This window comes from Corallococcus sp. AB011P (genome assembly GCF_003611605.1).
In the GTDB taxonomy this organism is placed as follows: Bacteria; Myxococcota; Myxococcia; order Myxococcales; family Myxococcaceae; genus Corallococcus; species Corallococcus coralloides.
In genome coordinates, this window is record NZ_RAVX01000009.1 from 45,528 (window position 1) to 66,264 (window position 20,737).

The following is a 20,737-nucleotide window of genomic DNA, read 5'->3' on the forward strand; positions in this document are numbered from 1 at the left end:
TCCCACCAGAAGCGTGGTCCCGGGGCAAAGTGTCACACGCCATGGCCTCCCAGCCGGGCTCCGAGAGTGTCGACTCGTGGCACACACGTTGCTACGCCTCTCAGCCGGGAGACACACATGACGCGATTGCAGTGCGGGATGGGGCTTGTCTGTCTGTTGTTGGGAGCGAGCGCGAGTGCAACGGAGCCAGATATTCGTGCCAGATTCAAAACCGATTACCGGGCACAGGGCTTCGAACAGATCAGCGCCGACAGTGCCTATGCCCGGGATGAGCTCCCAGCCGAAGGGGCACTGGCCGGTCCCTACCTCCGGCTGCTCGGCGATGTCACTCAGACCCGGAACAACTTCAAGTTCGCCAGCTGGGTGCTCTGCGTGTCCCCCACCAGCGAGGAAGATGGCACCGTCCTCCTCATCGACTCCGTCAACTTGATAAAGGAGCCCGAGCAGAATGGTCCGGAGATGATCGTCTCCTACCGGCGGGTGAAGACCCCTGGCAATCCCAAGAGCCGGGGCTGGCCCTATGCCCTCCTGATCGTACGGGGATGGCATGAGAAGGTCCGCTGCGTCTCCACCGGGTGACGCAGCGTGCGCTCGAGCTCCTTTGAAGCCTGTGCAGACCCTGCTCAACGCGTTGCATTGAACGCGGTCGCGAGCACAAGCAATGGAGCCTTGGACAGCGCTGCGAGCGCACGCGCGATGTCCAGACCCTCGTTTCGGCCGCACGGCTCCCTGCATCCACGACAACAGCGCGGTGGCGCTCCACTCACGGTGATTCCGTCAGGGCTTGTATCCACCGGGGGAGCAGTTCCTCCGCGCGCTCCGGGATGACTTCGATGCCGGGCACCCGCGAGGTGCCCGAGGGGTCGATGCTCAAGACCTCCGCCTCGCGCAGGAGCGCGATGTTGCTCACCCGGTCCGTCACGCCAACGGAGAACGACGTCCCGATGAAGAGGACCAGCGGGCGCGGAACGACATCTGCTGGGGTGTCTTCACCGGGTGACGCAGGTCCAACACCTCACGCCTTGGCGACACATCGAGGGTCGGCGGAACTGGCCTCGATTGAAGCCGGCCCACTCCGCGGCGACACTCCATTGCTCGTTTGGGCAGTGCCCTTCCGTAGCTTGGAGTGCTTCGTCCACGAAACCCTCCAACCCGTCGATGCTCTCTGCCCGTCGAATCCAATGCGGTCCGCCATGAGCAGTGACCCGGGCCTCCCAACTCGTTGAAACGACGCTCGCGGCGGTGGCCGCCATCACGAGCACATCGAATCGCTAGGCCCTCGGAGGGATTGTGTCGAACTGCCGCACTCCATCCGCGACCTCGTAGTAGTCGCCCTTGTCGGCCATGTAGATGTGGACCGCGATGCGGGTGTGGGTCGGCGTGTCGAAGGCGCCCATCGCGATTCCAATCCAATCGCGTTGGAGCGGGTCCCAGAACAGCGACGAGCCGCAGACGGAGCAGAACCCGCGACGCGCCTTCTCGGACGACTGGAACCAGCCGACCTTGTCCGCGCCCTCGATGGTGACGGCTGAGCGCGGCACGTCGGTCGAGACGAAGTAGTGGCCCGAGTGCTTGCGACACTTGCAGCAGTGGCAGGCGTCCGGGGCGGGCAGGTCGCCCTCCACGGTGAAGCGGACCGCGCCGCACAAGCAGGAACCGCGATGCATGGACGACCTCCTCACGACGTCAGCGAACGTCCTCTGGCCACCTGCGCTCCACGCCGGTGGGGTTCTGATTGTACAGCTCCGCGAGCCGGGCCTTCACCTCCTCCAGGGTGCCGACGATGACGTAGCTCTGCGTCTTGATGTCAGCGGGCACGTTCTCCGACATGCCGAAGGTGACGCTGAGCTTGGAGCAGTTCTGCTCGGGGTCGTTGAGGTCGAACTGGTGCAGGCGGTACTGGAGGTCTGAGCGCTTCTCGTCCGGCGACCAGATGGCCATGGCATGCTCGCCCCCCTCCGTGGCGACGATGAGCGGCACGTTGCCCGCCTCGTCCACGAAGCCGCCCTCCTCCGGGGGCCTCGGTTTCTCCGAGTGCACCCGGGGGTACAAGCGCGACTCACCCGTCGCCGGGTCGAAGCGGTAGTGCTTCTCGAACTCGCCGTTGACGTAGGTGGTGGGAGCCTCGACGTAGATGGTGTCGTGGGGGGCGGCGAGGTGGATGTGGCTGTCGTATTGGATGACGTTGTCGTGACCGCCCACGCCGACGGTGATGTCCTTGGTGATGGTGTCCTCGGAAACCAGGGTCGTGTTGATGGCTTTGGGAACGCTGTTGTACTTGCCTGCATCCTCTCCCGGCTCCAGCCAGTAGGCGGGGTGCACGGTGCTGGTCATGCGGCCGGGCTGCGCGCCGTAGCCCACCACCTGCGTCGTGGACGTGGGGTTCGTACCGTTCCGGTTGCTCCCCGCCTCGGTGGGCATCAGGGCCTCGCCGTAGCCGTCCAGGGAGAAGGCCACCTGCATCTGCCGGCCATGGTCGTAGTTGTTGATGTACTCCGTGCCGCCGTAGAAGAGGCTGGTGACAGCGCCGCCGTGGCTCGCGGAGGTGCCCATCTGCACTGTCGCGTTGCCGAAGGAGGTGTCCCCGATCAACGGGCCCGTGGTGCCGTAGGGGCCCGTAGGCTTCTGGACGTCCCCTGGGCCCTGCGTCGCCGTCGTGGTCATGTCCCCGCCGGGCCACGCGGTGCCCAGGGGCTTTCCATCCTTGGAGAAGGCCTGCACCTTGCCGCCAAGGTCGGCGAGGTAGCCGTTCTGGAACTCCTGGAAGGGCACCATGTCGGGCTTGCCGGCGGCGACCCGGGCGTCACGGAACGCCTTCACCATCGGGTCATCGAGGAAGGGCGGCCGGGCCTTCACGCCGTCCTCGAGGCCGGAGTTGGGGTAACCCAGGAGCGAGTTGGTGCCCTGTCGGCCGTGGGTGAAGGTGTTGTCCGAGTAGGCCTTGCAGATGTCGCCGTGCACCTCGAAGGACACCCACTGGTTGCGGTCCGTGGGGTCCAGGGCCTGTCCCGGAGGCGGGCGGCAGAAGGTGTAGAGCTGCATCTGCCGCTCGCCGGTGGCGGGGAAGTCCTGGAAGAAGGCGGGGACGTTCTCGTTGCCGGGCACGGTGGAGCGGCCCGCGGCATACATGGGCGAGCGGGAGCCATGCATGGTCTGGTCGGCCGCGACGTCCGGCAGGGTGGTGCCGCGCTTGCGGTTGAGCTCGGCTTCGGCATTGCCTTTGAACTGCTCGCACCAGGCCTGCCAATCGCTGACGGACGGGTTGGACACGTCCGGAGGAGGCGTGGTCTGGGACAGGGCCCTGAAGGGCGCGGCCGTCGAGGGACGGGACTGCGGCTCGAAGCTGCTGTGGGAGAACAGCTCTCGGAGCGTGCGCTCAGCGGTGGAGTCCTGAGACGTCGCTGACTGCGCGGCCGTGTCCGAGACCGAAGACGTCCGGACACCCTTCAGACCCGATGAGAAACGAGAAATTCCGTCCATGTAAGCCTCCCCCCTGAGGCGTGCCACGAGATTCGCTGCACTTATTACGATGGTCGGGGGAATCCATTGCCGAATGGCTGAATCGGCTCCAGTCGAACAGGCTTTCAGTGTAAAAGCGGGAATACCCCCCACGTTCGACCAGGAGCAGCAGCGATGCCAGGAACGAGTGTCCGAGCGGAGTCTCCCTTACCGCTCTTCGTCGTGTGCGCGGTCTTCTCCCTCCTCGTGGGCTGCTCGACGCAGTCACCCCCGGAGCTGGCGGTCACGCGAGCGGGCGCGGTCGTTCAAGACGCCAACTTCGCCGACTCGGTCTTCGTCGGTGGCCTCCAGGGCCCCACCACCATGACCTTCGCGCCCGACGGGCGCCTGTTCATCTCGGAGAAGAATGGCGCCCTGCGTGTCGTCGTGAACGGCCAGCTCCTGGCGACTCCGTTCATGACGCTCGCCGTGGACAACGACAACGAGCGCGGGCTGATGGGCGTCGCGTTCGATCCCAACTTCGACAGCAACCACTATCTGTATGTCTATTACACGTCGGTCGCCGGCAGCATCCACAACCGGGTCAGCCGCTTCACCGCCAATGGCAATGTGGTGGTTCCCGGAAGTGAGCTGGTGCTCGCCGACTTTCCGACGCTCGACGCCGCCAACCACAACGGCGGCGCGGTCCGCTTCGGACTCGACGGCAAGCTCTATGTCTCGGTCGGAGAGAACGCGGTCTCCTCCAATTCACAGAGCCTGAACACGCCGCTCGGCAAGCTGCTGCGCTTCAACCCGGACGGCAGCATCCCCACCGACAATCCGTTCTATGCGACCGCCACCGGGCTCGCCAAGGCGACCTGGGCGATGGGGCTGCGCAACCCCTTCACCTTCGACGTTCAGCCCGGCACGGGAATCCTGTTCATCAACGACGTGGGCGAAGGCGGCTGGGAGGAGATCAACCGCGGCCAGGCCGGTGCCAACTACGGCTGGCCGATGACGGAAGGCTATTTCACGAACCGCCCGGAGCTCACGCAGCCGTTCTACGCGTACCCGCATGGCTCTGGCACGGCCGCCGGCAACTGCATCGCGGGCGGTGCCTTCTACAATCCGCCCGTCACGGCCTTTCCCAGCGCCTATGTCGGTCAGTACTTCTTCGCGGACTACACCAACAATTGGATTGCGCGCATCGACCCGAACACCGGTGCGCATTCGCTGTTCGCGACGGCCGCCGCGGGGCCCGTGGACCTCGATGTCGGGCCCGATGGCGCGCTCTACTACCTGTCGCGTGGCGCGGGCCAGGTGGGCCGCATCGCCTACACGGCCTCGCTGCCGCCGAGCATCGCGCAGCAACCGGCGAGCACGTTGGTATCGGTCGGCTATCCGGCGGCCTTCACGGTGTCGGCGAGCGGAGAGCCGCCTCTCACCTACCGGTGGCAGCGCAACGGCGTGGACATCGCGGGCGCGACCTCGCCGGGCTACGAGCTGACCGCCGCGCAGCTCTCCGACAGCGGCGCGCGCTTCCGCGTGGTCGTGACCAACGGGCTGGGTTCGACCACCAGCACCGAGGCCGTGCTGACGGTGACGTCCAACAAGCCGCCGGTGGCCACGATTGTGACGCCGGCCACGGGCGCGACCTACATCGCCTCCACCAACCTGACGTTCTCCGGCTCGGCCAGCGACCTGGAGGATGGCGCGCTGCCTCCGAGCGCGATGACCTGGAACATCACCTTCCATCACGACACCCACACGCACCCGGCCATGGCCGATGCCACCGGCATCGCGAGCGGGAGCTGGCCCATCCCGAGCATCGGCGAGAGCTCGGCCAATGTCTGGTATCGCCTGCGGCTCACGGTGCGCGACTCGATTGGCCTCACCCACACGACGTATCGCGACATCCACCCCGTCACGGTCCCGCTCACGGTGACCAGCGTGCCGAGCGGACTGCAGGTCCTGATGGACGGGCGGCCGGTTCCGGCGCCGCACGACACGACCGGCGTGGTCGGTGTCGTCCGCTCCGTGGGTGTCGAGTCGCCGCAGTATGCGAACGGCAAGTTCTGGGCGTTCTCGTCGTGGTCGGACGGCGGCGCGCAATCCCACACCTTCATCACGCCTGGCAGCGCGGCCACCTACACCGCCCAGTTCGTCGAGACCTCGGGCGGGAGCTGCTATCAGATTCAAAGCGAGCGCAGCGACAAGTGGCTCACCGTCAACACCGCGGGCAAGGTCATCGCCGGCAGCACGACTCAAGCTGGCGGGCAGGTCTTCCAGCTCGTACCGAACGGCACCCAGTACAAGCTCAAGGGCTCGGGCGACGCGTTCCTGACGGTGGTGGCGAACCAGCTCACGATGGGCGCCAACTTCACCAGCGGAGAGTCATTCACCCAGCTTGCCTGCGGCTACGGCGGGCGCACCCGCGTCGGCTTCCGGGCCTCCGTGGGGAGCGCGCCCCATTGGAAGGAGACCGCGCCGGGCGAGCCCATCCAGAGTGGTGACGGCGGCAATGGTGGCGCCTGCAATCCGGCCGATGGCGGCGCCTGGGAGGCCTTCTACCTCGAACCAGTGGCCTGCCCGGGCGGCAGCACCGGCCCCGTGTGCGGCAACGGCACGGTCGAGAGCGGCGAGCAATGCGACGATGGCAACACCCAGCCGGGCGATGGCTGCGATGCGACCTGCCATACCGAGGCCAGCGGCAGCGCGGGCTGCTTCCGCATCCAGAGCGAGCGCTCCGACCAGTGGCTCACCGTCGACGGCGCTGGCAAGGTGGCCGCGCTCGGCACGACGCAGACCGGTGGTGAGGTCTTCGAGCTCGTCACCAGCGGCGCGAAATACAAGCTCAAGGGAGCGAGCGGCGCGTACGTGGCGGTGGTCGCGGATCAGCTCACCGTGAATGCCTCGCTCGGCACGGCGGAGGCGTTCACCCGCCACGCTTGTGGCGTCTTCGGCGGCCGCAATCGCTATGGCTTCGAAGCGACGACAGGCACCGCGCGCAACTGGAAGGAGAACACCCTCGGCGCTCCCATCCAGAGCGGCAATGGCGGCAACGGGGGCATCTGCAATCCCACCGACACGGGCTCGTGGGAGGCCTTCTACCTCGAGCCCGCGACCTGCCCCCAATCCGGTCCGTAGTCGAAGCGCTCCATCACGACCTTCTGGAGCGCCGTGAACGGCAGGCCCACGAAGGCCTCCAGCGCCGCCTTCTGGGCTTCGCGCTGGGGGCCTGGGTTTGCCTGCTCCCCCAGGACTCGCTCTCCCTCGACGTCGGAGGAGCCATGCTCCTCGCGGCGGAAACGGGCCCGCTCGCCATCGCGGAAGACCGAAGAACATCTTCATCACGCAAGGTCTAAAGCGGCCTTGGGATGCCCTCAGCGCCGGATGCCGGTGAGCGCGAGGCGCAGCACCCGGCGCGCGGTGAGCGGATCGTTTTCGTTCGCGACGGCGATCGCGTTCGCCAGCATCATCAGGTCCTCCGGCGTGGCGCCCGCGTGAAGCGCCCCCACGGATGACGCCCGCTCCACCAGAACCTGCAGCACCTTGAGCAGCATGTCCGTGCAGCAGATGTCTTCGGCGGAAAGGCCCTCCGGGCCGGCCAGCAGTGCGGCGGCGAGCCCGCGGTGGGTCGCGGTGTAGACCGTCACCTCCTCCAGCCAGTCCGCCAGCTCGGCGGCGGGCGCCTTGCCCGGTTTCGCGGCGGCCCGCGCACAGAGCTGCGCGACGCCATCGCGGAAGACCACCTCCAGCAGCGCCTGCCGCGACGGGAAGTGCCGGTGCAGGGTCGCCGAACCTACCCCCGCCCGCCGTGCGATCTCCTCGAGCGACACCTGCGCGCCCTCCCTGGCGACCAGTTCCGCGGCGACTTCGACAATCCGCTCCCGGTTGCGTCGCCCATCCGCGCGCAACCGCTTCACCTGCTCCACGGCGCACTCCTCTTCACGAGACCCTTCTCTTTGACAAACGGGGTCCCCCTCCGTATTTAACCACGACAATAAACGGTGGGGTCCCCCACTTGTAAAGGAGCCGCCGATGAGTCGCAGCGAAGCCGTGCTCGTCACCGCCGCCACAGGACGCCAGGGTGGCGCCACCGCCCGGGCATTGCTGGCCGAGGGCCGCACAAAGGTGCGCGTCCTGGTGCGCAATCCGGAGGCGGCGAACGCCAGGGCCCTCGCGGCGGCGGGCGCGGAGGTGGTCGTCGGGGACCTGGACGATCCGGCGTCGTTGCGCGCCGCCTGCGCCGGGACGCGGGCGGTCTTCTCGATGCAGTCCCCCATCGTCTCCGCGACCGGCATCGACTTCAGCAAGGAGCGTCAGCAGGGGAGGAACCTCGTCGAGGCCGCGCTCGCCGAGGGCGTCGAGACGTTCGTGCACACGGCGACGTCCGGCGTCGGCGCCCACCGCGACGTCGAGGGTTGGGCGGAGGGGCGCTGGAAGTTCCACGAGGAGTACTGGGAGAACAAGCTGGCCACGTGCGACCTCGTCCGCACCGCGGGCTTCAAGCACTGGACCGTCATCCTGCCCGCCACCTTCATGGACCACCCGATGTTGGATCCCGCCGGCTTCGTCGACGGGCGCAGGCTGCTCACGGTGGTCCGGGCCGACAAACCCATCGGGCTGATCGCGCCAGAGGACATCGGCAAGGCGGCCGCGGCGGCGATCAACGATCCCGCGAAGTTCCATGGAGTGACGCTGGAGCTCGCGGGTGACGTGCTCACGCTTCCTCAAGTCGCTGAGGTCCTCTCACGCGTCGACGGCAAGGAGTACGTCGCCTGGTCCTCCACGATCGAAGAGGCCGTCGCGGCTGGCCTGCATCCCGGCGTGGCTCAAGGCATGACGTACATGAACGTCGCCCCGCTGCTGGCTCGGCCCGAAATCGCGCGCTCCTACGGGCTTTCGCCCATGAGCTTCGAGGCCTGGGTACGTCAGCGTCGCGAGATGACCTGACGCGTCGACGACTCACCTTCGGCTCAAGTCAGACACGGTCGCATGCGTGTCTTTCTCTACCCATCTTCCGCGCGCCCATTTCTCGTGGTCTTGCAAGGGTGCCGTGACGTCAGACTTCTCCCCATGATGCGCGGTGCTGTTCCCCCCACTGAGAAATGGAGTTCGTGATGAAACACCTTCTCTTGAGCATGTTCGGGTTCGCGGGCGTTGTCGGCGCCGCGGGCATCCCCTCCGTCGCCGCGGCCCAGGTTCCGTCCCCCTCCTGGGTGGCCCAGCTCGGCGCCAACCTGGATGAGCAGGCCAGCGCCGTGGCCGTGTCGGGCGCGAGCGTCTACGTGGTGGGTCAGACGACGAGCCAGCTCGGCGCCGACCCGAAGGCCGGCGGTCAGGATGCGTTCATTGCCCGGTACGACACCGCCGGCAACCTTCAGTGGGTCCGCCAGCTCGGCACCCCCGGGGCGGACCGCGCCACCGCCGTGGCCACCGACGCGGACGGCAATGCGTACATCGCTGGCACCACCTACGGTGGCTTCGACTTCTATACCAATGCGGGCGGCTTCGACGTCTTCATCGCCAAGTACGACGCCGCCGGCAACCGCCTGTGGTTGCGCCAGAACGGCACGCAGATGGATGACTTCGCCACCGGCATCGCCGTCGGCGCGGACGACACCCTCTACTTCACCGGCTATACCGGCGGCAGCTTCGCCAACGGCGGCAACCCCAACCACTACGACATCATCGCCGGGCTCTATGACACGGCGGGCAACCCGTACTGGCTCCAGCAGTACGGCAGCTCCGCGAGCGACATGGCGCGCGGCATCGCCGTCACGCCCACGCACGAGGTCTACATCGTCGGGAACACCTACGGCAGCCTCGACGGCACCACCCCGGCGGTGAACAGCGACATCTTCCTGCTCAAGCTCAACATCCTGGGCGTCCAGCAGTGGGTCCGGCAGATCGACGCGGGCGACCTGGATGACGCCAAGAGCGTCGCCGTGGGCCCCGACGGCGGCGTCTACATCGCTGGCGAGACGTTCGGCAGCCTGGACGGCAACACCAACAACGGCACCATCGACGTGCTGCTCGCCCGCTACGACAGCGCCGGCAACCGCGACTGGAGCCGCATGCTCGGAGGCGGGCAGCCCGACTACGCGTTCGGCGTCGCCGTCACCCCGGGCAACGTCGTGCAGGTCGTCGGATACACCTCCGGGCTCGATGGCATCGCGTCCGCTGGTGGCTCCGATGCCTTCCTCACCCGCTACGACGCGCTCGGCACGAAGATGGGCAGCCGGCTCCTGGGCACCTCGCGCCAGGACATCGCCCGCGGAGTGGCCGTGGACGCCTCCGGTAACGCCTACGTCGCCGGACAGACGGCAGGGAGCCTCGGCGGCAACACCAGCGCTGGCGGCAATGACGCCTTCCTCGTCCGCTTCTGAGCAAGGCCTCTGACGAAACCCGGGCAGGGCCCGAACGCCCCACGGCGACATCCGCCGCCGCGTTCCGGGCCCTGCCGCGGTTCGCGCGTGACTAGCGCCGGTGCTTGGAGATGAGCGCGTTCGCCGCCTCCGGCTTGCCCTGGCACTCCAGCAGCGCGCGGAGCATCAGCGGGACGACGATGGTGGCGTCCGACTCGATGACGAACATCGGCGTCGTCTCCGTCAGCTTGTCCCAGGTGATCTTCTCGTTGGGCGTCGCGCCCGAGTACGAGCCGTAGGACGTCGTCGAGTCGCTGATCTGGCAGAAGTAGGCCCACGGCTTCACGGGCTTCTGCATGTCGTACTTCGTCGACGGCACGACGCAGATGGGGAAGTCACCGGCGATGCCGCCACCAATCTGGAAGAAGCCCACGCCCTTGCCCGCGGACAGCTCCTCGTAGCGGTCGTAGAAGTCGGCCATGTATTCGATGCCGGACTTCGCGATGCTCGCGTTGCAGTCGCCCGTCTTCACGTAGGACGCGAAGATGTTCCCGAACGTCGAGTCCTCGTAGCCCGGGACGACGATGGGCAGCTTGCGCTTCGCCGCCTCCATCAGCCAGCAGGCCTCCGGGTCGCCCTCGTACGCCGAGGGCTCCAGCACCTGGATGAGCTCGTAGAAGTACTCGTGCCAGAAGCGGCGCTCGCCCGTCGCGGAGGCGTTCTTCCACATGGGGACGACGATCTTCTCCACCGCCCGGAACGCCTCGTCCTCGGGGATGCTCGTGTCGGTGACCCGGCGCATCCGCTGCTCGAGGATGCGCGTGTCGTCCTGCTTGGTGAAGTAACGGTACTCGGGGAAGTCCCTGTACGCCGTGTGCGCGACGAGCCGGAAGAGCGACTCCTCCAGGTTGGCGCCCGTCACCGACAGGCCGTGAATCAGGCCCGAGCGGATGGCAGGCGCGAGCGTGATGCCGAGCTGCGCGGACGACATCGCGCCCGCGACGCTCCAGAACATCCGGCCGCCGCTCGACACATGCTCCCAGTAGGACAGGAGCGCGTCGCGCGTCGCGCGGGCGTTGAAGTTCTTGTAGTTCGTGAGGATGAACTCGAGGACGGGCAGTTCGGACGTGGACATGGGGCCTCCAGAAACAACGGGGTCATGACCCGGGAGGCGCCAGCCGGCGAATGCCACCCGAGGACACCCTACGGTCGCGACGAAACGTCGGACCGCCATCGGAGCGTCAAGTGGCTGCCGGCTGGGTACCACGGCAGGGGGCTCGCGGCTACGGCTTCCACGCAGGCGGCGGCCCACGGCGCCTTGAATTCGACGAGGCCCTTCGCCGCTACGGAAAGACCTGACCTTGCAGCGTGTCATTCGTTCCACCCATCAAAATACATCCATACCCGACCACTTCAGTTGCGCACCCGAGCGTCTTGGATTGTGGGACACACTGGGAGTGCCATCCCAGACGCCTCTCAACCCAAGGAGCATCAGATGCCGCGGACGCTTGTCTCCGGAGTTGCCCTGAGTTTTGCCTTCGTGGTGGGAATGGCTGTTTCCTCTTCTCAGCTTGCCCCGAGCGAGGTCGTGACGAACGACGAGGCCGTGCTCGTCTCGACCGCGCCCAGCAGCGCGGTTCCGGACGAGACCACGGACGAGTCCTCGCGGTTGCTCGGGTGCTGCACGGGTGATGGCTTGTTCTGCATCAACACGGCGGCATGTCAGGCCCGCGGGGCGGGCACCTGCGGCGCGCCCTGTAACTAACCCCCTGTCGCTGGACCGGACCTGAAGCAGGCGCTGGGGGCGTCCACGCGTCGTTGACGACCGTGCCCTGCCCCCAGCCCGTCGTGACATGACTGCCCGTGCGGCACACACTTCCAATGCCTATCTGCGCCGGGCGGTACCCTCGAGGTAGGTCCGGAAGCCGGCACCGCCGGGAGGGGCGATCTCGAACCTGACGTTGAGCGTTCCGTCTGTGTTCAGCAGATACGACAGGCGGAACCGGGGCGCGCCAGACGCCTCGTCGGTGACGAACTCAGCGCTCGCCGGGGAGCTTTCCGCACGGGCTGCGTACTGGATGACGTGCCCTTCGTTGTCGAAGTAGCTCGCACGCACCGCGCCCTGCGCTCCCGGATGGAGGACCATCAGGTCCTCGTGCCGCCCGCCCGGCGTGACGGATTCGTTCCGGCGGATCAGCACATGTCCCTGCACATCCGGCTGGAACGTGAAGGTTCCGGCGGACGCACCGGGCGTACCGCCGCCCTCCGCGTCCCAGGTCCCCATCAGGAAGGAAAAGGGCTTCAAGGCCTCGGTCAGCTCCGCCACGGCAGGGGCGGCAAGCGGCGGCTGCTCGTGACGCTGCGGGCCCGTGGCACAGGCGGAGAGCGCCTGGAGCACGAATGCACCGCGGAGGAGGGTTCGAAGAATGGACGTCGTCATGGGATGGGCAGCGCTCGAAGTACCAGGGGAGCGCAACCTACGAGCTGACCCATGACGACGCCAGGGAGGAACACCCGGACGGGGGGTATGCCCCGCGCATCACTCCCTGCCGAAGGCCTTGGCGAAGAGCTTCTCGATGCCCGACTTCTCCGGCTCGATGGCGATCGCGGGCGCGGGCACGCCCATCGCGCTGCCGAGGGCGGGGCGCAGGCCCGAGGCGATGCCCGGCTTGATGTGGTGACGCAGGTCGACCGCCACGTCCGACTTCACGTGGGTGCCCACGCCCAGGGCGGTGTTCACGTCCGCGGACTGCTTGAGGAAGCCATTCTCCAGGCCGAACTTCCCGCCCGCCTGGGCCGACGCGCCCGCCACCGCGCCCGCGGTGACCGAGCCGTGCACCCGGCCCACGTGCCCGCCCGCCGTGGCGTACGCGCCCGCCGTGGCGCCCGCGCCCACCTGACCGGAGACCATCGCCGTGGCCGTCCTCGGGTCCAAGGTGGCCACGCCCTCGGCGTAGGCGGAGGCGCCGGCCTTCGCCTCACCCTTCACGTAGCCGCCCACGTGCCGGTTGAAGTCGTGGTTCGCGCTCGCCGTGACGCCCACGCCCGTCTCCGCCTTGGCCGTCAGCGCGGCGGTGTAGGCGTGCGAGTTCGTGTCGGCCGACACGCCGGCCTGGGCCTGCGCCTTGAAGGTGTTGGCCTCGCCGGTGACCTGCGCGCTCGACACGCCCATCCGGCCCGCGTGCGACTTCTGCCACTCGTAGGAGGCGTTGGGCCCCTGGACCTCGGCCTGGGCCGAGTAGTGGTGCACGCCACCGCCGCTGTGGCTGGTGGTGGAGGCCTGCATCGACCCCATGTTGCCGCTCACACGGCCACCGCCGAAGGTGTCCTTCTGGTAGGGCGTGGCCGGCTTGTCGATGAACATGGTCTGCTTCGCGGCCGCGGGCGCCGTGAGCTTGTTGTCACCGCCGCTCACCGCCACATCCGTGCCTGAGTTCAGCGACCACGGGCTGTAGGACGGCTGTCCTTCGGGAGCCCCCGCGTGCTTCGGCGGCGTCGCCGTGTTCGCGGCGGGCGTCGTCGCCGTGGGCTTCGTGGCCGTCGCCGTGGGCTTGGTGGCCGTCGTCGCCGTGGGCTTCGCGGCCGTCGTCGAGGCGGGGAGCGTCGACGCGCGCGCCGGCGGCTTGGGCTTGGACGCCGTGGAGGTCGGGAGGGTGGCGGAGCGGGACAGGGACGAACCGATGCGACGGGCCATGGGAGGAACCTCAGGAGTACGTCGAAGGGGGGAGCAGTACAGCGATGCCCTGCCCTACTGCACCCGGCATGCCGAGCCCTGGTCGACCGGCGTGGCCAAAACCGGCCCGTGATTTCAATGAGTTGACGGGAGGGACCTCCCGGGAGGAAGCCGAGGGCTGGTGACAGCGGTCACCAGGAAGATGGCGCCAGTCACCATGGCGCCCGCGCTTGCCGCCCGGCGTGATTGTCCGGAAGCTGCCTGGGAATGATCGACCCACGCTTTCCCGCCAGACTCCTGGAAGACCTCTCCGAGCCGCGCACCATCGCCGGGCCGAAGACGCGCCTCGAGCTCGACAGGTGGGGCGATGAGAGCGAGGAACTGCCCTCCGGTCTGGTTCCCTTCGCCATGGATGGGGGCGGCGGCGTCTGGTACCTCGACGTCGAGGACCGTCTGAAGAAGGGCGTGGGGGCCATCTTCTACCTCCACATGAGCGAGACGTACGGCGATACCCGCTACATCGCGTCGTCCTATGACGAGCTCCTGCAGCGCGTCTCGGAGGGGCTGCATCCGGATGACCTGCCCACCTTCGATGCGCTCGCGTCGCGGCAGGCTCCGAAGGGTGTGCGAGTGCCGGGCATCGAAGGCCTGGTGGACGTCGAGCACATCCACGCGAGCACCGGCCGACCCGCGGTCGTGACCGTGCATGACAACGCGCGCTGCGAGGGAGGCTTCGTGGCCCGGGCGGGCACGTCCGTCTACATGACCGACGCGGGCCGCATCCACTTCGTCACCCTGGCCGAACGCGCGGTCGTGGACGGCATCCCGTGCGCTGGGGACACGGTGCTCGCCCCCCATCCGAAGACGGGACGCCCGCTGCGCTTCACCCCGGCCGAGCCCATCGTCATCGACGGCCTCCCGCTGGCCGCCTTCCACGAGGTCATGGTCGAGGATCCCATCTACTCCCCCAGCGTGTCCGGCGTGCTGGCCCGCGACCACGACGTGGAGGGGCTCCCCCTGGCCGCCGGCACCCAGGTGCATCTCCTCCGGGGGAAGCTCGACCAGGGAACGCTGCGCGCCGACGCGAACGTCGCGGGGACCCTGCTTCCCGCCGGCACGTGGTTCGAGCTCCTGAGCGGAACGCTCTACCGCACCCGCCCGCCGGCGACGTGACACCAGCGGGCGGAGCTCCTGCTCAAGCCGCCTGCGAGTCCGAGCGGTGCGCCTTCATGAACCGGTGTCGTCCCAGGTAGCGCTCGAAGGCCTCCAGCACCGCGTCCTGCTCCTTCAGCTTGCTCAAGCAGATGGAGCGCCCGCCCTTGAAGCGGCCCTCGCCGGTGACCTTCAGGTCCAGGTACTTCTTGAACATGCGGTCGGCGGTGGAGGCGGAGGCGATCCGCTCGAACTCGACGGGCTCCTCCCACTCCGAGCAGCTCACCTGCGAGTAGTCCATCCGCACCTCGTAGCCGGCCTCCTTGCCCTCGAAGACGAGCGCCGGGAAGAACTTCTCCACGTGCTGCCGCTCCTCGTCCGTGGACGGCTCGTAACGGCAGGCGAGCGCCAGGTCATGGGCCTGGGAGAAGCGCGCCTCGTAGGCGCCCCACAGCCGCGCCTCGATGGCCTCCGCGTCCTCGAAGGCCTCCGCCCACGAGGACTCCACGGGCTCCAGGAGCACCTGCGCCATGTCCGCGGGCTTCAGGTGGACGCCCACGTTCTCCATGCGCGCGCCCAGCGGCGGGTGTGAATCGAACGGATGGGGCGTCACGGCGCCCTGCAGGTCGTCGTGCACCGCCTCGGACTGGGCGTACTCGGAGAAGCCGTGCGCGACCCGCTGCGAGATGGCCACCGACTGGTGCTGCTCGTCCTGGGCGAAGAGCTTCGCCTCCACGCGGTCCCGGAAGCTCGAGTACGCGCCCACCTTCACCAGGGAGCGGGCGATGTCCTGCCCCGACGTGACCCCCGCCGCCAGCCGGTCCGCCGCGAGCTCACTGGCGCGACGGCTGCGGCCCAGGGACAGCTCGAACAGACCGCGGTAGGCCGCCATGAAATAGAAGACGGGGCGCGTGACGCCGCCTTCGTACAGCGTCTCCAGGTAGTGGCCGAAGTGCGAGAGCATGGGCGCCAGCCGCTTGCCGTGCCCGGTGTCGCCGCCCAGCAAGTGCCCCATCTCGTGCGCCAGCACGGCCTCCGCCTCGGAGCGCTCCAGCAGGCGCAGCAGGGACAGGCTCACGAAGAGCGTGCGGCCGGAGAGGATGCGCCCATCCACACGCACGTCGTTCTCCGTGACGAAGAAGTTGGTGTCGATGCCCGCGAGGATGTGGTCGGGCGGCGTCGTCTGGAGCCGCTCGCACAGCCGGCGTACGCAGGCCCACAGCTCCGGGGCGCGCGCCTCGGGCACCTCCTCCGCCTCCACGTCGAAGTCCATGGGCGGGCGTCGGAAGATGGCCACCACCACCAGGAAGACGGCGGCCGCCGCCAGGAGGGCCATGATGCCAATGAGCTTCGGGTAGTAGCGCTCGGCCCAGAGCGCGGTCACCCAGTAGGAGAGCCACACCAACAGCACGCCCTGCCCCAGCACCTGGATGGCGCTGGTGATGCGGAGCACGAGCCAGCCCACCACGAAGCTGCCGTACTGGAAGGGACGCGAGATGAACGCGGCCAGGCCACACAGGAGCGCGATCACCGTGGAGGCAAGCCCGAGCGCCAGCATGGCCCAGGAGGCCAGGTAGGCCCACCCGAACTGCTTCGCGTCCGAGCACGCCTCGCCAAGCCCCTTGCGGTAGCTCGCCAGCTCCTCGCTGTCGTTCTGACAGGCCACCGACGCGGGGACCCCGCGGTAGAAGGAGAGCGCCTCCTGACGGTCGGCCTCGCTCAACGTCGTGTCCCGGCCGATCTGCTTCTCGATGACTTCGAGCACCTGCGCGTCGAAGCGGTCGGAGGCATGACCGGAGAACCAGAGCCCGAACAGCGGCAGGGCGAAGAGCAGCAGCGCGGGCAACACGAAGCTGCGGACGAAACCAGGGGATTTCCGAGAGGAGGCCATGGGGATTGGTGAGGCAGCATAGCGCGCTCCATCCCATCCCCCTGATCCCTCCATGCGCGGCCTCCGGCAGGAGAGCCCGGCGCACCCTGACATCCAGGATCCCGAACGGAGTAGAGAGGAGGGATGTCCAGCCTCCGCCCCTATCGAGATGTGACCGACCTCGAAGCCATGGAGCGCCTCGTGGCGCGGGCCTGGGCGGAGCGCGGCCCCCATGTGGAGTGCGCGGTAGGGGATCTGACCTGGCGGATGCTGCGCAATGCCCAGGTGCGGCCGCGGGAGGAGATCATCCTGTGGGAGCCAGAGCCCGGGCAGCTTGCCGGCTTCGCGTGGGCCTACAGCAACGGCGACGTGGACCTGCTCGTCCACCCGCTCACGCACGCGGACGCCTTCGCGCAGGACGTGCTGCCCTGGGCGCGCGCACGCCCCGGAAACACCTCGCTGCCAGCCACCTTGTGGGCGCTGGAGAGCAACGGTCCGCTGCTCGCGGCGCTGCAGCGGCTGGGTTGCCGGCGCACCTCGGGCGGGTGCTACCTGCATCTCGAACTGCCGCTCCACGCGCTGCCGCCCCCGCCACCTCCGCTGCCCGCGGGCTACCGGGTGCGCGCGGTGCGCGGCCCGGAGGAGGTGGAAGCGCGCGCCCTCGTTCACCGGCGCGGCTTCGGCTCCGAGCGGATGACGACGGAAGTGTACGCGCGGCTCATGGAGGCGCCGCGCTACCAGCCAGCCTTGGACCTCGTCGCCGAGGCGCCCGACGGCAGCCTCGCGGCCTGCGTGCTCGGTTGGTTCGACGAGCTCAACGCGGTGGGAGAGTTCGAACCGACCGCGTGCGTCCCGGAGCACCGGCGACGCGGGCTCGTGCGCGCGCTCCTGTACGAGGGGCTGGGACGCATGCACGGGATGGGCGCCCGGCGCGCCATCGTGTACGCCTTCGAGGACAATCCGGCGTCCGTCGGCCTCTATCAGTCCTCCGGCTTCACGGTGGTGGACCGCAACCTGGGCCACACCCTGGAGTCCCCGCGAAATAGCCCCCACTGAGTGTTCGTTCTTCCGATAGGAGAGCAACCGACCCTCCAGCGGGAGCAGAACCCATGAGCCGACTGGCCTTCCCCTCTCCGCATCCGTGGCGAATGCGGGCGCTCTCGCTCGCGGTGATGGGGGCCGCGGCCAGCCTCGCTGCCTGCGCCGCGCCGTCCGCGCTCGCGGTGTCTCCGTCCGGGGTGCCGGCGTTCAGCGAAGACATGCTGACGCCCGAGTTCTGGATCCGCCGCGCGCCGTCTCCCGATGCGGTGCTGCTCGATGCCGGCCAGGTGGCGGAGAAGCGCCTGCGCGCGTTCGGTCCGGAAGGCGGCCTGATCGACCTGAAGGGCACCCCGGCCACGCTGACACGCGCACAGGTCGCCGGCTGGGTCAGGGCTGCGCAGCAGACGCCCATCCAGGCCGTCATCGACGAACAGGGCCGTCCGGTGACGGAAGCGATGCTCGACGAGCTTCGCCAGAACGCAGCGGCCGAGCACATCCCCGAAACCTCCACCGCGCGCTACGGCCTCAGCGTGCGGCGCACGCACCTGCGGTCGCTGCCGTCCGGCCGGCAATTCTTCGCTTCGGAAGACCTGCGCGACTACGAGAGCCTGCAGGCCGGCATCCTGTTTCCGGGTGAGCCGGTCGTCATCGCGCACCAGAGCGCGGACCAGCAATGGCTGTTCGTCCAGACGACGCAGGGGCCCGCGTGGGTCCAGCGCGGCGACATCGCGGAAGGCACGGCGGACGCGGTGTTCTCCTACGTGGCGAAGGCGCCCGGGCGCGTCGTCACGGGTGACCAGGTGCGCACGGTCTTCACGCCGGAAGCACCGGAAGTGTCCGAGCTCGATCTCGACATGGGGGTCGCGCTACCGCGGGCCGACGTGGCACCCGGCGAGCCCGTCAACGGCGCCAGCAGCTATGCATCGTGGCCGGTGCAGTTGCCGGTGCGCGAGCAGGATGGCTCGCTGGCCTTCCGGAGCGCGCTGCTGCGCCGGACCGCCGACACCGCGCCGGGCCATCTGCCGCTGACCCGCGCCAACATCCTCCGCCAGTCCTTCAAGTTCCTCGGCGAGCGCTACGGCTGGGGACACCAGTTCAATGCGCGTGATTGCAGCGGCCTGACCAGCGAGGTGTACCGCAGCATGGGGCTGGCCCTCCCGCCCAACTCCGGGATGCAGGGCAAGAGCGCGGCGCTGAACCACCGCCTCTTCACGGCGCAGGACTCGCACGCCGACCGGGTGCGCGCGCTGGAGCAGGCGCAGGTGGGCGACCTCGTCGTCGTCCCCGGCCATGTGCTGATGATCATCGGCCACGTGAACGGCGAGCCCTACGTCATCCAGGATGTCCCTTACGCCGTGTTCAAGGACCCGGACACGCAGCAGGTCCGCAAGACGAAGCTGAACCAGGTGTCGGTCACCCCGCTGCTGCCGCTGTACGCCGACGACACGACCCTGTACGTGGACGCGATGACGAGCCTCGTGCACGTCACGCGGCCATAGGCTCATCGAGCGGCTACACCTGGAGGCTCCGCTCCGGTCGTGTGTTCGCGTACCGCGCGGGCGTCGTTCCAACGATGCGCCGGAAGTGGCGGTTCAGCTGACTCTGGTCATAGAACCCGACGCGCGTCGCGACCTCCGACGCCCGGAGGCCGCTTTCGAGCAACACCTTCGCCCATGCGATGCGCAGATGCGTGAGGTAGGCGTGCGGCGGCATCCCCACCTGGGCGCGGAACGCGCGGCAGAGATGGAACTTGTCGTAGCCGGCATGGTCCGCGAGGTCATCCAGCGTGATGGCGTCCCCCACCCGCTCGCGGAGGTACGCCATCGCCCGTCGCACCGGCCGCGTGTGGTCTGGCGTGGCGCCCCTCAAGACCGTGAACGCCTCCACGGCTTCGACCACCGCGACCTCCAGCGTGAGGCGATCCGCGCCCGCGGCGACCGCGTCGTGGAGACGCTGGAAGGGAAGGCCCCGCTCGTCGCCGAGCTTGAAGTGGGGATGCGCGACGACCTTCCCCTCATGGCGGATGCGATCGATGTCGCGCTCGGGCAGCACGACGGCCTGGTAGGTCATCGGCCCATCGTGTGCGACGTCGCGGTGCACGTCGCCTGGCTGCTTCAGGTGGATGGCGCCGGGCCCGCCAGTCCAGACCCGGCCACGCCCCCACCACTCGCTGCGCCCGCGCTCGATGCGCATGGACGCGTGGAATTCCTTCATGCCAACGCGAAGCAGGTCGGTCGTCATGCGCACGGCCCGCAGGCCAGGGAGCGAGACCGGAATCGCGTCGATGGTGAACATCCCCTCAGTGTAAGGAGCTTCGGCGGCCCTGGCTTGGCGTTTCTTGGCACGAAATCTCCGCCAAGAAGCGCCAAGCGCGCGTGTCACCTGCCCTCGTATCTCCCCGGGCATGCACGACAAACAAGTCGCCCTCGTCACCGGGGCAAACAAGGGCATCGGACTTCAGATCGCCAAGGACCTCGCCGCGCACGGCTTCACGGTGCTCGTCGGCTCACGTGACCTCGCCCGTGGTGAGGCGGCGGCGAAGACCGTCGCCGGTGACGCCCGTGCGCTCGCGCTCGACGTCACGGACGCGAGTTCAATCGCGGCCGCGGCGGAGCGCATCCGCCAGGAGCTGGGTCGCCTGGACGTGCTCGTGAACAACGCGGGCATCGCCCGTTCGGGCAGGCAGGCGCCCAAGCCGGGCCAGCCGTTGGCGGAGCGCGCGAAGGCGGGCCGTGCGACCGTCGCGCCGCTCGACGAGTTCCGCACCGTGTTCGAGACGAACGTGTTCGGCGTGATCGCCGTCACGCAAGCGATGCTCCCGCTCCTTCGGGAAGCACCGGCGGGGCGCATCGTCAACGTCTCGAGCGGCGTCGGCTCGCTCACGAACAACTCGAACCCGGCGAACCCCTACCGCGCGATGTACGGCGTCTACTCGTCGTCGAAGTCGGCCCTCAACGCCATCACACTCGCCTTCGCCCTGGACCTGGAGTCGACCCGCATCAAGGTGAACGCGGTGTGCCCGGGCTTCACCGCCACGGACCTCAACAACTTCCAGGGCACCCGCACCGTCGAGCAGGCCGCGCGCGCGCCCGTGCGCATGGCGCTGCTCGGACCGGACGGCCCCACGGGCACCTACTCGGACGACCAGGGCGTCATCCCCTGGTGACGCGGGCTCCCCAACCCGGTCCACCC

18 protein-coding genes are annotated in these 20,737 nt (G+C 68.5%); 8 read left to right on the forward strand and 10 right to left on the reverse strand.

Annotation, left to right across the window (positions count from 1 at the left end; genetic code table 11):
- The first annotated feature begins 117 nt into the window (after positions 1-117).
- Positions 118-579: a hypothetical protein gene (locus tag D7X30_RS22805; RefSeq protein ID WP_120565052.1), complete on the forward strand. Its 462-nt coding sequence runs from the start codon at positions 118-120 to the stop codon at positions 577-579.
- Between the two features lie 184 nt (positions 580-763).
- On the opposite strand, the gene D7X30_RS42015 is transcribed toward D7X30_RS22805, so the two are convergent.
- The 3 genes from D7X30_RS42015 to D7X30_RS22815 form a co-directional block, all read right to left on the reverse strand.
- Positions 764-910 carry a hypothetical protein gene (locus D7X30_RS42015; protein WP_158619333.1) on the reverse strand — a complete coding sequence of 49 codons (147 nt, stop codon included), beginning with the start codon at positions 908-910 and terminating at the stop codon, positions 764-766.
- A gap of 361 nt (positions 911-1,271) precedes the next feature.
- Complete coding sequence (locus D7X30_RS22810; RefSeq protein WP_120565053.1) at positions 1,272-1,667, reverse strand: GFA family protein; 396 nt, start codon at positions 1,665-1,667, stop codon at positions 1,272-1,274.
- A 19-nt stretch (positions 1,668-1,686) separates the two neighbouring features.
- On the reverse strand, positions 1,687-3,480 hold the full coding sequence (locus tag D7X30_RS22815; protein WP_120565054.1) for a hypothetical protein: 1,794 nt from the start codon (positions 3,478-3,480) through the stop codon (positions 1,687-1,689).
- Between the two features lie 153 nt (positions 3,481-3,633).
- Here D7X30_RS22815 and D7X30_RS22820 point away from each other — a divergent pair, with 153 nt between their 5' ends.
- Positions 3,634-6,585 (forward strand): PQQ-dependent sugar dehydrogenase, encoded by a 2,952-nt coding sequence (locus tag D7X30_RS22820; protein ID WP_120565055.1) that lies wholly within the window; start codon positions 3,634-3,636, stop codon positions 6,583-6,585.
- A gap of 236 nt (positions 6,586-6,821) precedes the next feature.
- Here the strand turns inward: D7X30_RS22820 and D7X30_RS22825 are convergent, their stop codons facing one another.
- Positions 6,822-7,373, reverse strand: coding sequence for a TetR/AcrR family transcriptional regulator (locus D7X30_RS22825; RefSeq protein WP_120565056.1), 552 nt, complete (start codon positions 7,371-7,373; stop codon positions 6,822-6,824).
- A 106-nt stretch (positions 7,374-7,479) separates the two neighbouring features.
- Here D7X30_RS22825 and D7X30_RS22830 point away from each other — a divergent pair, with 106 nt between their 5' ends.
- Positions 7,480-8,394 (forward strand): NmrA family NAD(P)-binding protein, encoded by a 915-nt coding sequence (locus D7X30_RS22830; RefSeq protein ID WP_120565057.1) that lies wholly within the window; start codon positions 7,480-7,482, stop codon positions 8,392-8,394.
- A gap of 167 nt (positions 8,395-8,561) precedes the next feature.
- Positions 8,562-9,830, forward strand: a complete 1,269-nt coding sequence (locus D7X30_RS22835) for an SBBP repeat-containing protein (protein ID WP_233591725.1) — start codon at positions 8,562-8,564, stop codon at positions 9,828-9,830.
- A gap of 91 nt (positions 9,831-9,921) precedes the next feature.
- Here D7X30_RS22835 and D7X30_RS22840 read toward each other — a convergent pair whose 3' ends face one another.
- The 4 genes from D7X30_RS22840 to D7X30_RS22855 form a co-directional block, all read right to left on the reverse strand.
- Positions 9,922-10,944 (reverse strand): deoxyhypusine synthase family protein, encoded by a 1,023-nt coding sequence (locus D7X30_RS22840; protein ID WP_120565058.1) that lies wholly within the window; start codon positions 10,942-10,944, stop codon positions 9,922-9,924.
- 431 nt (positions 10,945-11,375) lie between these two features.
- The gene (locus D7X30_RS42020; protein WP_158619335.1) at positions 11,376-11,522 is read right to left on the reverse strand and encodes a hypothetical protein; all 147 of its coding nucleotides are present in this window, start codon (positions 11,520-11,522) and stop codon (positions 11,376-11,378) included.
- 172 nt (positions 11,523-11,694) lie between these two features.
- A complete protein-coding gene (locus D7X30_RS22850) occupies positions 11,695-12,249 on the reverse strand; it encodes a hypothetical protein (RefSeq protein ID WP_120565060.1) in 555 nt (184 codons plus the stop codon).
- 99 nt (positions 12,250-12,348) lie between these two features.
- Complete coding sequence (locus tag D7X30_RS22855) at positions 12,349-13,503, reverse strand: hypothetical protein (protein WP_120565061.1); 1,155 nt, start codon at positions 13,501-13,503, stop codon at positions 12,349-12,351.
- A 246-nt stretch (positions 13,504-13,749) separates the two neighbouring features.
- On the opposite strand from D7X30_RS22855, the gene D7X30_RS22860 reads away from it, so the two are divergent.
- Positions 13,750-14,655, forward strand: a complete 906-nt coding sequence (locus D7X30_RS22860) for an SMI1/KNR4 family protein (RefSeq protein ID WP_120565062.1) — start codon at positions 13,750-13,752, stop codon at positions 14,653-14,655.
- Positions 14,656-14,677: 22 nt separating this feature from the next.
- On the opposite strand, the gene D7X30_RS22865 is transcribed toward D7X30_RS22860, so the two are convergent.
- Entirely contained in the window at positions 14,678-16,525 is a 1,848-nt protein-coding gene (locus D7X30_RS22865; RefSeq protein ID WP_120565063.1) for a M48 family metallopeptidase, read from the reverse strand.
- A gap of 123 nt (positions 16,526-16,648) precedes the next feature.
- On the opposite strand from D7X30_RS22865, the gene D7X30_RS22870 reads away from it, so the two are divergent.
- Entirely contained in the window at positions 16,649-17,560 is a 912-nt protein-coding gene (locus tag D7X30_RS22870) for a GNAT family N-acetyltransferase (RefSeq protein ID WP_120565064.1), read from the forward strand.
- 53 nt (positions 17,561-17,613) lie between these two features.
- Complete coding sequence (locus D7X30_RS22875; RefSeq protein ID WP_233591726.1) at positions 17,614-19,044, forward strand: SH3 domain-containing protein; 1,431 nt, start codon at positions 17,614-17,616, stop codon at positions 19,042-19,044.
- Positions 19,045-19,057: 13 nt separating this feature from the next.
- Here the strand turns inward: D7X30_RS22875 and D7X30_RS22880 are convergent, their stop codons facing one another.
- The gene (locus D7X30_RS22880) at positions 19,058-19,840 is read right to left on the reverse strand and encodes an AraC family transcriptional regulator (protein WP_120565066.1); all 783 of its coding nucleotides are present in this window, start codon (positions 19,838-19,840) and stop codon (positions 19,058-19,060) included.
- Positions 19,841-19,949: 109 nt separating this feature from the next.
- Between D7X30_RS22880 and D7X30_RS22885 the strand changes: the two genes are divergently transcribed.
- Entirely contained in the window at positions 19,950-20,711 is a 762-nt protein-coding gene (locus D7X30_RS22885; RefSeq protein WP_120565067.1) for an SDR family oxidoreductase, read from the forward strand.
- The last annotated feature ends 26 nt before the right edge of the window (positions 20,712-20,737 follow it).